We start from the raw sequence: 12,997 nt of genomic DNA, 5'->3' as shown, positions 1-12,997 counted from the left end.
ATATGCTAAAGTTCTCTTATTTCTTAACAGCTTCTACTCTATAAAACTTCTCTTATAATCCTCAAATCTTTACCCTTCGCCTTATAGTCATATTACTAAAACTCTTCGTCCTAATTTATTTAGCGCTCTTTACATAACTAATTGCCTGACTTCCCATTTGTACCCATGCCTGTTCAAAGGTTTCTCTCGGTACTTTTACATCTAAGCTATCCTCAAGTGGATCTCGAATATATACAGATTCCTGATCATACCCAATAAGTACAACACAATGTTCATTATACGTAATAGAAACATCTCCACTATTTGTTTCCCATGTAGTAAATTCAGCTTCATCTAATGGTGCAAATGTTGCATTTGTGATCATGACTACAGGTTGCCCTGCTTTTATACTCTTATAAATTTCTTCTATATTCTTCCCTGTTAAGTCTACAGCTTTATTAGGTAAATATTTTTCCGCTAACTGAAAAAGTGGCCCATGATATACACCATATCCCGATTCAGAAAATGTATAAATATTACCTACAAATCCTTCATTCGGATTCCCGCGCACACCATCGTCTATAAAATCAACTTTTTTTATTTCATTTGCTAATGTCATCTTATCCACTGAAACACCAGCGTATTGTAACATCATCGCTAAGCTCGTCACTTCACAGCCTCTATCCAATTCTGGTAACTGCTGAATTAAGGGAACATTTGCTAAGATGACTTTTTCATCGTTATTACTAAACTCCGTTTCTTTTCCTCTTTGTATATTTGAGAATGTTAACTTCTCTACATACTTTGGAATTCCATTTGTATATACACTCCATATTGCTGCACCTAGTAAAGCTGTACATATATACCACTTCAATTTTCTTATCGCTTTCACACCCTTATTAATTCGTTAAATAAGAATAAAATGCGTCAGCATCCGTTCGTACCATCGGTACAAAATTTAGTTCTTTTCCTTTTTCAGGCTGATCTTTTTTTATCTTTTCCGCTAACTCTTGAATATTCATATTCATTTTATCCATATTAAGCTCATCTGCCATTTGTAGCACCTTTTGTTCATTAATTTCTCTTAATATTTGATATATATCTTTACCATACAAATCAATATGATGTTTTTTTGCTTCTTCTTGTACTTTTTGTTCGTACACTTCTTGTGCTAACTCTTCAATTTCTTTTCCTTTTTGAGAAATATCTAACTTTCCTGCTTCTTCTCTTACTTTCTTTCCGTAGATTTCTTCCGCGATGTCTTCGATTTCTTTTCCATCTGTCGAAATACCTAATTTATCTGCTTCATCTTTAATTTTAATCGCATTAATTTGAGTAATTAAATCTACAATTGATGTATTCTCTATAGATATACCTAGCTTTAACGCTTCTTGCTTTACTTTTGTTTCATAGATTTCTTCTGACAGCATCCCAACATCTTTTCCTTCAATCGATATGCCTAACTGCTCTGCTTCCCTTCCTACTTCTGTTTCATGAATTTCTTTTTCTAGTGTAATTTGTTCTTTTCCTTCCGTTTCAATACCTAGTTTCTCTGCTTTTTCTTCTGTATGCACTGCATGTATCTTACCATTGTTCAATTGTTCTTTACTGCGCTGCGTGTAATCTGTCTTTCCTTTTTGTGTTTCAGAAGGAGAGGCCCCCCCTAATATACTTAAACTCATTACTCCAATAGTGAATACCGTCATCATTTTCTTTTTCAAAATTAATTCCTCCCTCTTATACTTTCTTTCCCATCATTCCCCTAGTTTTTTTAATACTATACATACATCTCATCGCTGCTTGAGATAACATTATGATTGATAAACCCCACTCACATACACCTAATCTCTTCTTCATGTAACGAACTTTCTTTATGCCATACATAATATAAATAGTTTCTTAACTTTCCCTTAAAAAAAGACGACCTTGTAAAAACAAGGTCGTCTTCTTACTTATATTTTTTGATTTTTAGGGAAAATCACTTCAAAACAAGTGCCATCTCCCCATTTGCTCTCTACTGATATTTTTCCGTAATGCTTTTCTACAATCCAATTTGCGATTGAAAGACCTAATCCAGCTCCTTCTGACGTACTTCTTGCTTTATCCCCTTGATAAAAACGATCAAATAATTTCGGAATATCTTCTTCTTTCACTCCTATCCCGTCATCTTTCACCTGTATGCGAATTGAACTACTCGTTTGCGTGCAATCAATTTGAATATGCCCACCTTCGTTTGTATACTTCATCGCATTATCTAACAGTATGACCATCATTTGATGAATCCGCTCTCTATCCCCCATAAAAGATACACCACGTTCTACTTTTAGCATCATTTCTTTTTCTTGATAAGAAGCAATCTCTTTATATGGAGCTACTATTTCTTCTAACAATTTATCAAGTTCAAATATTTTCTTATCCATCTCAATTTGATTAGAATCAGAACGTGCTAGCAATAATAAATTACTAACGAGTTTCGATAACCGCCTACATTCTTTTGAAATTGTAGAAATATCCATCGCTTTTTCTTCTATCGTAGCGGATGGTGACTGGAATAAAACATCCGTTTTTGATTGAATAACTGCAAGTGGTGTCCTGAGTTCATGTGATGCATCAGAAACGAATTGTTGCTGTTTCTCCCATGAACTTTGAATAGGTACAAGTGCTATACCAGCTAGGAAAAAGCCAATACCTATCGCACAGAGGCTTCCTATGCTACAACCTATAACGAGAATTAAAAATAAAGTATTTAACATTCCTTCTTCCGCTGTTATATCTCGCACGATTTGAACTATTTCTCCATCTTTTTGAAGCGAAAATGCTCTAAAATATCGTCCTTGTACTTCAATATCTTGTAACTCCTCTAATTTTTCGGGAGAAAAACTTTCCAAATTCTCTTCAAAAATAGAACGGAATTTACGGTTATCGCCCTCTATTTTCACTATTTTCCCATTCCAAGTTATTCTAGTTACTCGCGGATCTCCAATTTGGATATTCTCCATGCGTTTTCTTGGTGGTACTTTAACATCTAATTTTTCTCTATACTGAGCTATCATTTTTATAGATTGATCTACTTCACTATAAATACGCTTGTATGTGTACGAATAAATAATACTGCCTAATATACCTATTAATAGAATAAATACTAATGAGTTCACTATAGTCAAACGAATGCGTGTTTTTTGAAACATACTTCCTTTTTTCATTGTTCTTTTAATATATATCCAATACCTCGAACGGTTTGAATATCTTTCTGATAACCGAATGGCTCTAATTTTTTACGTAAATGATGCACATACACTTCTACAATCGCTACTGTCGTATCTGAATCAAATCCCCAAACACGATCAAAAATTTGTTCACGCATTAAAATCTTTCCGCTATTTTGAACAAGGTACTCTAGAAGCTCATATTGTTTTAATGATAACTTCATACCTTTTCCATCTACTTGAACATCTTTATCTTTTCCGAACAATTCAATGCCTTTATAGCGAATTGTTTGCTGCGTTGTTAAACTACCACTTCTGCGTAGTAAAGCACGAATTCTCGCTTTTAATTCAGGGGCCTGAAATGGCTTAACAATATAGTCATCTCCACCAAAGTCCAATCCCTTCACCCGATCTTCTAAAGAATCTCTCGCTGTCAAAAACAGGACTGGTGTTTCAATCTTTTCATCTCGTATTTTTTGAATCACTTCAAATCCGTCCATCCCTGGCATCATCACATCCAGCAAAATTGCATCATATATATTTTGAAGAGCTAAAAACAATCCATCTTCTCCATTTATTGCCGTATCTACTTCAAATTCATCACGTAAAATTTGTACGATAGACTCTAATAACGAAGCATTATCTTCTACTACAAGTAAACGCATGCTCTCACCTTCCATCAAATAGTTCAATTCTATTTATTATTACATTTCTTCTCTTCATAACAAAAGAATGTAGTTACATTACGTAATTTCATTTTTAACTATTTCCTTCTAAAATTTTGAAGTTTTATTATAAAAACTTTGTCTTAAATTTAGCTTAATAAAAAATTGAAAGAAATAAGATTCCTCTTATCTCTTTCAATTTTTTATTACATATACCTTTTTACTCGGCAACTCTAAACAATTTAGCTGACCGCCATACACAGCCCCGCCATCAATCCCAATAATACGATTACTACCAAAATACACTCCGCAATCCTCACTACCATGAAGCGTTTTTGTTTCCGTATGCCCAAATACAATAACCTTTTCACCGCTATATCCATTATGAAATTCATTACGGATCCACATTAATGTATATGGTTCAGATTCAGAAACTCGTTTCATCGGTTCAACCCCAGCATGTACAAATATATACTCTTCTGTTTCAATGTAATGATCTAATTCTTGAATAAACTTTATATGTTCCTCTAATACACGAGAGTGTAAAATCGGTTTTTGGAAGTCTTTCTCATTAACCGCAATATCTTCTTCTACAAATCCATAGCTATATAATGTCTTATCTCCACCATTTCTTTTTACCCAATGGTTCCATGAACGTTCCTCATTTGTCGTTAACGCCTTAATCATCATATCTTCATGATTTCCTTTTAAAATGAGTGCTCCCTCTTTTTTCAATTCTCTTACCTTTTCAATTACAGCACGCGCATTTGGACCACGATCTACATAATCTCCCAGTAAGATTAATTGATCCTGTTTCGCATCATATTGAGCTTCTTCCAATAAATGTTCGAACTTTTCTATCTCTCCATGAATATCACTAATAACAAGAATTCTTTTCATATTATCCCCCCTCTTTCTAATTATAGTTCAAAACGACAGAAAGTTCAGAATTAAAATCCCGCATTAACGGGCAGTAAGCCCCCCACTGATTACAGTTTCACTTTATTACAAACTAAACTATTATCCTTACAACAATGTAAGTCTCTTGTCATCCAATTCGATAGTTGTAATTACTGTATTTCCTTATACTGAGAGTAAGAAATGAAACAAAAAATAAGGAGAGATGAGAGATGAAAAAAGTAATGGAAGTTGTAGTAGCGGTAGTAGAGGTTTTCGTAAATGGTAAACAAGTCGCAATGGAGTTAAATAAATAATGAAAAGGACAACATTCACTCTAGACCCTTTACTCATATAAAAGAGATAAGACTTCATCATTTCTTTGATCCCTTATCTCCCTATAAAGAAAGCCGTATCCCTTTTAAGGATACGGCTTTCTCTTATTTTTGACTCGTACGAGCTGAAATGCTAATTGCTCTATCTGTTGCTTTGGCAGCTTCATCTAACGCTTCTTTACTATTCTTCCCGTCATACATCGCTTCTAATGCTTTTACAACTGCATCTCGTGATTCTGGGAATACACTAATTAAAGCCCCTTGTGTTGCTGGAGATTGCTTCGTCGCTTGCAATTGATCTACTGTTACTTTCAACTGTGGATATTTTTCATATTGCTCTTTTACTAATGGCTCATTATATGCATCTGGATTAATTGAGAAATAACCTGTTGCAGTATGCCATTTTGCTTGTACGTCTGGCTTCGTTAAATATTTCATAAAGTCCCAAGCACCTTGTTGCGTTTCTTCTGAAACCATATTCGTCATCCATAATGATGCTCCACCAATAACAACACCATTTTGTTTCGAATCCTCAGGATACGGAATATATGAAACACCTACATTAAACTTAGATGCATCGATTAAATCACGAACACCTGCTGAAGAATCTAAATACATAGCAACTTGTCCAGATTGGAACGCGGCACGAATATCATCCCAACTTGCTCCATACTTTCCAAGTGCGCCAGCTTTATTTAAATCATCTAACATTCCAAATACTTTCTGTCCTTCTTTACCGTTAAATACCGCCTTCTTTGCAGCATCTTTACGGCCGTTTTCGTTATCTACATATAAAGCACCTTGTGTCGCTAACAATTCTTCAAAGAACCAACCGTAGTTAAGCATGGAGAATCCATATTGTTTTACATTTCCGCCTTCTTTAATCGTTAACTTTTTCGCTGCTTCTTGTAATTCCGCATATGTTTTTGGAGCTTTCTCTGGATCTAAGCCCGCCTTTGCAAAAGCATCTTTATTATAAATTAATACTGGTGTAGATGAATTAAATGGCATAGAATACATTTTTCCATCAACTGAATAATAATTTGTAATTGCTTTTTCTAATTTTGACGTATCGTACTTATCTTTTTTTATCCAGCTATCAATTGGTGTGATTTTTTTGCTATCAATCATATATTTCGTTGTAATTTCACTCGATTGAACAAGAGCTGGCGCTTCTTTCGTTGCAGACATCGTTCTAAATTTCGTTAAAGACTCTTCATATGTCCCTTGGAACTCTGCCTTTATCTCATATTTATTTTGCGACTTATTATAGTCTGCAACAAGACCATCTAATACTCCTTGTGTTTTTCCACCCATCGCATGCCAGAAGCGAATTACAGTTTTATCACCATTTTTTTCAACAGGTGCTACTTTTGCCTGTACTTCAGGTTTTCCCTCTGTTTTACTATTTGAACAAGCTGCACTAGATAATGCCATTGTTGCTACCATTAATAGAGCAGCACCTTTTTTAACTAGACTCATTTAAATCTCACCTTCTCTTAGTTATTTAATTGCACCTTTTGTTAATCCTTGTTGTAATTGCTTTTGCCCTAAAAATAGTAAAATCAATGTTGGAATAACGATAACCGTAACACCGGCCATTACGCTTCCCCAATCAGTTGCAACTTCTTGAGACTGAAGCTGCTTTACACCGATTTGCACTGTTCTTACTTTTTCATCAGTGGTCACTAAAAGTGGCCATAAATACATATTCCATGTTGTTAAAAAGCTATATACTCCAAGCGTAATAAAACTCGTTTTACAATACGGTATTACAACGCTGAATAAAAATCTTATATTTCCAATCCCTTCAATAAAAGCAGCTTCTTTCAGTTCATTCGGGAGTGTCATAAAATGTTGACGTAACAAGAAAATACCGAAAGCTGTTGCAAAAAACGGCACTGTCATCCCGGCGAAACTATTGATCCAGCCAAAGTTTTGAATCGTTAAAAAGTTAGGCACCATCGTTGCTTCCCACGGAATAAGCATCGTTGAAATAAACAGGAAGAAAATTAAGTTTCTCCCTTTAAACTGAAGAAAAACAAAAGCATAAGCTGCTAAACTTGATACGATAAGTTGTCCAATCATAACGACTGTCGATACAATTAAACTGTTATATAAGTATGTAAAAAGCGGTACTTTTTGAAAAATATTAATGAAATTATCAAAAGTAAACTGGGTCGGAAATAACCTTCTCATTTGAATATCGTCTGGTGTCATAAAGCTTATTAAAAATGCATACAGTACAGGAAAAAATACCATCACTGCACTAATAATGAGTAGCATGTATAATAGGAAATTTTGTTTCCACTGTTTAACAATCATTTATAATGCACCTTTCTCTCAGCAAACTTAAATTGAAGTAATGTAGCAACGAAAATGAAAACAAATAATACCATCGCTTGTGCACTTGCTGTTCCAAATTGATGATTCACAAACGCCTCTTTGTAAATCGAGTACACAATTAAATTCGTTGCATCATTTGGTCCACCGTGCGTTAAAATATCAATTTGTCCAAAGCTTTGGAACGCACTAATTAATGTTACTGTTACAATAAAGAATAAAGTTGGTGATAGCATCGGTAATGTAACACGGCGAAGCTTATATAAATAACTAGCACCATCTATAGATGCACTCTCATATAAAGACGTATCAATATTTTGTAAACCACCTAATATAACTAAAAATGCAAAACCTGTATTCACCCAAACTGTTGTAACTGATACAGAGAATAGTGCCCAGTCCGGACTCGTTAACCATGCGATTGCAGGAAGGTTCATAGAGGCTAATATATTATTAAATAATCCTACACTTGGATGAAATAAAAATAGCCAAATCACTGCACTAGCAGCTACTGATATTCCCATCGTCGAAGAAAACAGAACTCGGAATAACCCAATACCTCTTACCTTTCCATTTGCAATCAATGCAAGAAACAAAGCAAATATAATACTCGTAGGAACTGTATATAAAACAAATAATAAAGTTGATTTTATACTTTTGTAGAAGGCTGGATCAGAGAATAAATATTGATAATTTTCTAAGCCAACGAAAAGATTAGCTTCTCCATGTATATCGGTTAAATAAAAACTATAATAAATCGTCCTAAACAATGGATAGAACAGAAAAATCGAAAATAGCAAAATAGATGGCGCCAAAAACAATAATCCTATTCTTAAATCTTTCGTTCTCTCCCATAATTTTTTCTTTTTTGACACCTTTGTTTGAACTGGTAACTTACTTACTTCGATCATTATTTCGCCACCACTTTCAACTCTTCTTCAGCTACCACTTTTAAGCGTTCATTCGTGTTTTCGTTAAAGAAGCATAACTTTTCTTGCGAGAATAATAATTTTACTTTGTCACCTTTGTTCAGGAGTAACTGTCCGATAACTTTCGCACTCCAAGTTGTTCCATTTACCGCAAAGTTCAATATAGATTCATTCCCTAATACTTCTACAGATTGCAACGTCACTTCTTGTCCCTCCTCAGACAGTGCAATATGCTCAGGGCGCATGCCTATGCGAATTGTTCCTTCTGGTAATTGCTTTAACTGTCTAATAGATAATGGAATTTGCAATTGTCCTATATGTAATACACCTTTTTCTTTATTTACTTCCCCATCATTTATATTCATAGAAGGAGAACCTATAAAGCTTGCAACAAATTCGTTTGCTGGTTCGTTATATATGTTAAGTGGTGTTCCAACTTGCTGTATACTTCCTTTATTTAAAACCATGATACGATCACCCATAGTCATCGCTTCTATTTGATCGTGGGTAACGTAAATCATCGTAATTCCTAATCGCTGCTGAATTTCTCTAATTTCAATTCTCATTTGCGCACGTAATTTCGCATCCAAATTCGAAAGTGGTTCATCCATTAAACAGATTGGCGCTTGACTCACAATTGCCCTGGCAAGTGCAACACGCTGTCTTTGTCCGCCTGATAATTGGCCTGGTTTCATTTTCACATACTCTTTCAGTCCTACCATTTCAATAGCTTCCATTAATCGCTTTTGTCGCTCTTCTTTTTGTACTTTTCTTACCTTAAGTCCAAATAAAATATTTTCTTCTACAGATAAGTGTGGATATAATGCATAATTTTGAAATACCATTGATAGATTACGGTCTTTCGGCTCTAGATCATTTGCAACACGTTCATTAATAATTAAATCTCCTGAAGAAATCTCTTCTAAGCCAGCGATCATTCGTAATAATGTGCTTTTCCCGCATCCTGAAGGTCCAACTAAAACAAAAAATTCACCCTTCTTAATATGAACCGATACGCCTTTAACCGCTGTCTCTTCTGCATTTTTATATACCTTTGAAACATTTTTCAATTCAATCACAAGGTTGCACTCCTTTTTTCTTCTTGTATCCATACTTCATAATGACTTGTTGAAATCGCACTTGCTCCTGCACGAATTGCAATTTCCGCATCTTCTCGCGTTTGAATCAGCCCTCCTGCAATAATAGGAAACTCTATTTCCTCTACTAGCTGCTTAATAATAGAAGGCATAATCCCCGGCATAATCTCTACTGCATTTGGTTTAGTCGTTTTACAATTTTCAATTGATTTAGTAAGAGATAAAGTATCTACAATAAAAATACGTTGAATTGTTTTCAATCCAATTTTATTAGCATTTCGAATTGTTGAACCCTTTGTTGAAATAATACCTTGTGCCCCGATAACATCTTGAATATACAAAAGCGCTTCCTCTGTATTCGTATTTAAGCCTTGTATAAAATCACAATGAAGAAATACATCATGTCCATGTTTCTGCAATTCATATACACGCTCTGGTAATTCCAGCATTGAACCAGTCATAAGAAAAACTGTTTTCGGCAATTTTTTGTATGCTTTGTATCCTTTCCAATCCTTTATCATCGCAATATAAGGTTCTTTAAACATTTATTCCACCTAACTGTTCTATTTTTATCCAAACTAAAAACACCTACTTACATAGAACGCCTTTCTCCTTATTTGAACTCTAGGGAATAGAGCACACCTAAGAAAGTGGCACATTATATGTAAGTGGGTGTTCTCAAATGTTCTCTACCCTAGTTATTTTGTTACCTTTACTATATTACGCATTTATTAAGTCAGTTTTGATAGATTGTTAATTAGGTGTTAATCGAATGTTAATATTCACCATATCATCATTTACATTAATCTAGATATTAAAATATAAATAAATAGAACGAAACAATACTTAAAATTCAATCAATATGTAAATTCATTCCATAGTTAATGATTTTTAGTTTGCTTGCCACTGCTTGCAAACTAAAGTTATCCCAAGCAGTACTATAAAGTGGAATGCGCCTTTTCTCTTGTATTGATATGGCCCAGGCTGTAACAACATCAGTACCATATCCGTTCCCTTGAAACTCCGCTAAAGTTTCCACACTTGCCTCAGCAGCTACGGGCGTACTTCTGGCACTGCAACAAACAGAAACTACTTTTTCATTTTTTACAATTGCCAAATAAGGTTGCCTCCTTATTTACTCCATTTACCATCCATTCATAATCTATTTTTCATGTTCAAAATAAAAATCCCATTCAAATACACATTACTGAATCCATCATACTAACTGATTTCTTCATTCTGTCTATCTAAATGGGATTATTTTTCGTTTTTTACTCTACTGGTTGTTGTGGCTGTACTACTTCATTCGCTCCAGCTACCCTCAACATATTTACAATATCTTTAAAACCTCTTTTTTCAGCGTATTGCAGTGGTGTCAGATGTTCCTTGTTAGCCATGTTTACATCTGCACCGTGATCAATAAGTAATTGAATTACTTTCTTATGGTTTTCACTACCATTTCCTAATACAATTGCTTCTAATAACGCTGTTCCACCACGTTCATTTTTATAATTCACATCAATATCTGTATGCTCTAATAATTCTTTAACAACCTCTACATGGCCACGCTCAGATGCAGAAATAAGTGCTGTCCCACCTGACCTAGTCGTTTCTTTCGTATTAACTCCTGCATTAATTAATACTTTTACAATATCCGTATATCCTTCTCTACTTGCATAAAGAAGTGGATTACTTTTTTTCTCATCTTTAATTTCAATATTAGCACCTGCACCAATTAATGCTTTAACTGTCTCTACATGATTTTGGTACGTCGCTGCAAGGACAGGCGTTTCTCCGTTGTCACCTTCTACGTTTATATTCGCTCCATCCTGAATCAACTTCATAGCTGTCTCTGTGTCTCCAAGAGTAGCTGAAAGTAACAACTGTTTGTCCATTAAATTTATACTTTTCTCTTCTTTAGATTCTTCCTGTTCTTTATGCTTCTCTTTTTTCTTCTCATTTTTCACATGAACCGGTTTCGATTCTGGTTCTTCTTGCTTATCGCAAGCCACTACCGTCATTAAAAGTCCTAATAAAATACATAATAAAATTTTTTGTTTTCTCACAACTACAGCTCCTATGAAAGATAATGTTTTCTTAACCATTCCTCCATCACATACAATAACTCTTCTTGATTACATTTATCCATAAGCCCTTTAGATTCCTTCTTTAATCGGATTATCTTAAGCTTATACTATGTTTCTCAACCTATTGAAATGATACGCCTGATGGCCCCATCATTAACATTATGAAGCAATTAGTTTAGCACGTTTTTACCGCATTTGTATACATTTCTAAAAAGTACATAAATGATTGCTTTAGGTTACTATATTCCATTGTAACCGTTCTGCTAAAAATTTTACACCTTTTCTATATTTGCACCTGAGTAATAATAGAAAAAGACAACTACATAGTTGTCTTTTCCTATTAATGATGTCCACCATGATTTCCTGCTTTCGGTTTCCCCATCATCTCTTTATTCATTTCCCATTTATGCTCTGCTAGCTCTTTATACGAAAGAACTTTCCCCTTATAGTTAGATACAAATCTCTCTGCATCTTTTTTATTTTTAAATGAAATGACATTATAAGCCATCGGTGTCGTTATTGTTTTATCATATACGTAAGTAGCGTCTTCTAACGAAATCCAATCTTTCGAATCATAATCTCGGACAAATTTCTCTTTCGTCTTTTCATCTGAGTTGATCTCCATCCATTTATACATACAACCGATATCATCAAACTTTAACGCTTTTCCATTTTCTAAAATAATTTCTGTTGCAAATTGATTATCTGTTACCCCAATTTGGCAAATATCACATTTATCATGTTTCTCATCAATGGCAACAGCTGCTGTTTCCTTTTTCCCACACCCGACTACCGTAAATACGAAACATAAACATATAGCAAGTACGACATATTTTACTTTCATCAATATTCCTCCCTAGAAACCGTATACTCCACGAAAAGAATACCAAAAGGTTGTGTGAGATTTGTGAAAAAACAATGTGCTTTTTGTAATATAGGAAACAAAAAAAGATGTGTAGTTATTTCTACACATCTCTCATCACTCGCAACCTGTAATTAACAAATCATCTTCTAATTTAACTAATAATGTATCCGCACTAATTTCCTGTCCAACTTCTACATTTACCAATCTTATATTTCCACTAATCCCGACTGCAATTTTTTTAAGCTCACCGTCATTTTTTCGGATCATCAGTAATTTTTCCCATTCATATACGTAAGAAGATTCATTAATAAAAATCTCCTCTACTTTTCCTTCATAAGAGCTATAAATCTCTTCAATTCTCGTTTTCATATAACATCTACTCCCTATTTCACACTTCACTATTTTCATCTTATTCTACCATTCTTACGAGAAGCAGCTTACTTTTTAAAAATTCAAATTAACTACCGTGAACAAAATGAACAAAATAAAAATTATGCTTCTAATGATGTTATTTTTCAAATTATTTACCATTTGAATAGATGCTTTTATTATAAATAAAAAACCTTTTTCTGAATTTTTATTCTATTTTGAAAG

At 34.1% G+C, this 12,997-nt stretch carries 13 protein-coding genes and 1 pseudogene; all 14 read right to left on the bottom strand.

Annotated features, from left to right (window positions below; translation table 11 throughout):
• Window positions 1-115: 115 nt before the first annotated feature.
• Window positions 116-871: a C39 family peptidase gene (locus MHH55_RS24270; RefSeq protein ID WP_033689701.1), complete on the bottom strand. Its 756-nt coding sequence runs from the start codon at window positions 869-871 to the stop codon at window positions 116-118.
• A 7-nt stretch (window positions 872-878) separates the two neighbouring features.
• The gene (locus MHH55_RS24265) at window positions 879-1,700 is read right to left on the bottom strand and encodes a hypothetical protein (protein ID WP_000728585.1); all 822 of its coding nucleotides are present in this window, start codon (window positions 1,698-1,700) and stop codon (window positions 879-881) included.
• A 231-nt stretch (window positions 1,701-1,931) separates the two neighbouring features.
• The gene (locus MHH55_RS24260) at window positions 1,932-3,182 is read right to left on the bottom strand and encodes a sensor histidine kinase (protein WP_078186953.1); all 1,251 of its coding nucleotides are present in this window, start codon (window positions 3,180-3,182) and stop codon (window positions 1,932-1,934) included.
• A complete protein-coding gene (locus MHH55_RS24255) occupies window positions 3,179-3,850 on the bottom strand; it encodes a response regulator transcription factor (protein WP_001238621.1) in 672 nt (223 codons plus the stop codon). The genes MHH55_RS24260 and MHH55_RS24255 overlap by 4 nt, the downstream gene beginning before the upstream one ends.
• A gap of 195 nt (window positions 3,851-4,045) precedes the next feature.
• A complete protein-coding gene (locus tag MHH55_RS24250; protein WP_000821952.1) occupies window positions 4,046-4,750 on the bottom strand; it encodes a metallophosphoesterase family protein in 705 nt (234 codons plus the stop codon).
• Window positions 4,751-5,187: 437 nt separating this feature from the next.
• On the bottom strand, window positions 5,188-6,564 hold the full coding sequence (locus tag MHH55_RS24245) for an ABC transporter substrate-binding protein (RefSeq protein WP_000060609.1): 1,377 nt from the start codon (window positions 6,562-6,564) through the stop codon (window positions 5,188-5,190).
• A gap of 21 nt (window positions 6,565-6,585) precedes the next feature.
• Complete coding sequence (locus tag MHH55_RS24240; protein WP_000635946.1) at window positions 6,586-7,407, bottom strand: carbohydrate ABC transporter permease; 822 nt, start codon at window positions 7,405-7,407, stop codon at window positions 6,586-6,588.
• A complete protein-coding gene (locus tag MHH55_RS24235; protein WP_000573797.1) occupies window positions 7,404-8,336 on the bottom strand; it encodes a carbohydrate ABC transporter permease in 933 nt (310 codons plus the stop codon). Before MHH55_RS24235 ends, MHH55_RS24240 begins: the two co-directional genes overlap by 4 nt.
• Window positions 8,336-9,433, bottom strand: a complete 1,098-nt coding sequence (locus MHH55_RS24230; protein ID WP_000571390.1) for an ABC transporter ATP-binding protein — start codon at window positions 9,431-9,433, stop codon at window positions 8,336-8,338. The genes MHH55_RS24235 and MHH55_RS24230 overlap by 1 nt, the downstream gene beginning before the upstream one ends.
• Window positions 9,430-9,996 (bottom strand): glycerol-3-phosphate responsive antiterminator, encoded by a 567-nt coding sequence (locus MHH55_RS24225; protein ID WP_000472003.1) that lies wholly within the window; start codon window positions 9,994-9,996, stop codon window positions 9,430-9,432. The genes MHH55_RS24230 and MHH55_RS24225 overlap by 4 nt, the downstream gene beginning before the upstream one ends.
• 308 nt (window positions 9,997-10,304) lie before the next feature.
• Window positions 10,305-10,580 (bottom strand): annotated as a pseudogene (locus MHH55_RS24220) (GNAT family N-acetyltransferase); the annotation flags it as partial.
• Window positions 10,581-10,722: 142 nt separating this feature from the next.
• A complete protein-coding gene (locus MHH55_RS24215; RefSeq protein ID WP_000239625.1) occupies window positions 10,723-11,556 on the bottom strand; it encodes an ankyrin repeat domain-containing protein in 834 nt (277 codons plus the stop codon).
• 322 nt (window positions 11,557-11,878) lie between these two features.
• Entirely contained in the window at window positions 11,879-12,382 is a 504-nt protein-coding gene (locus MHH55_RS24210) for a nitrous oxide reductase accessory protein NosL (protein ID WP_048538433.1), read from the bottom strand.
• A 135-nt stretch (window positions 12,383-12,517) separates the two neighbouring features.
• Window positions 12,518-12,772 carry a hypothetical protein gene (locus MHH55_RS24205; protein WP_000857376.1) on the bottom strand — a complete coding sequence of 85 codons (255 nt, stop codon included), beginning with the start codon at window positions 12,770-12,772 and terminating at the stop codon, window positions 12,518-12,520.
• Window positions 12,773-12,997 lie beyond the last annotated feature (225 nt).

Origin of the sequence: Bacillus sp. FSL K6-2944, assembly GCF_038005385.1 — a bacterium.
Lineage (GTDB): Bacteria > Bacillota > Bacilli > Bacillales > Bacillaceae_G > Bacillus_A > Bacillus_A cereus.
Note: the sequence above shows the minus strand (reverse complement) of the source record. Positions and strands in the feature narration are given on the sequence as shown.